This window comes from Herbiconiux daphne, from assembly GCF_024979295.1.
Lineage (GTDB): Bacteria > Actinomycetota > Actinomycetes > Actinomycetales > Microbacteriaceae > Herbiconiux > Herbiconiux daphnes.
On the sequence record NZ_JANLCJ010000690.1, the window covers coordinates 1 to 556 of the forward strand.

At 63.5% G+C, this 556-nt stretch carries 1 protein-coding gene; it reads right to left on the reverse strand.

Translation table 11 applies throughout. The features are described 5' to 3' along the window. Window positions 1–271, reverse strand: a 271-nt coding sequence (locus N1032_RS27190) for a hypothetical protein (RefSeq protein ID WP_259543816.1), incomplete at its 3' end; no start/stop codon positions are given. Window positions 272–556: the final 285 nt, after the last annotated feature.

Sequence of the window (556 nt, forward strand, 5' to 3'; positions counted from 1 at the left end):
CGCCTACCGCGAGCGGATCGATGGTGTTGAACAATCCCCTCACGATGTAGTCGCCCACGCGCGCGTCGGGGTACTCGGTCCAATAGGTATCTTTGGCGACGATCTCCCCGATGCCGTTGATGCCCTTCGAGAGCCCGCCCTGATAGTCGCCCCAAATATGCTCGGGTGGTTCAAACCCCGCTATCGGGTCGCCCCATTCGTCCTTTGAGTTCGGGATTCTGCGCCAGATAGTCAGCGGCGCAGTGTAGGACCATCTAGCCAGCTCGGTCATCGCGCCACCTCAAAACCTCCGCGCCGGTGGCTCGCACCGTCGGGCAATTGATGAACCAGCTCGCGTCGCTTTTCACGTAGCCCGTGACCTGACGCCCCGTGTCCGTCATGACCCACACCCTCTCGAACGAGGGCGGGAGTCTCTCTTTCACACTGACCCACGTCATCGGCATCCCCCCACGACCAGGAAAAAACCGCCCGTCTCCCCCGCCGTGATCGGGAGGGTGTCGGTGCAGCCGCCCACGTCGAGCGCCCGCAGCGAATCGCGCAGCCACGTCACCGCGTT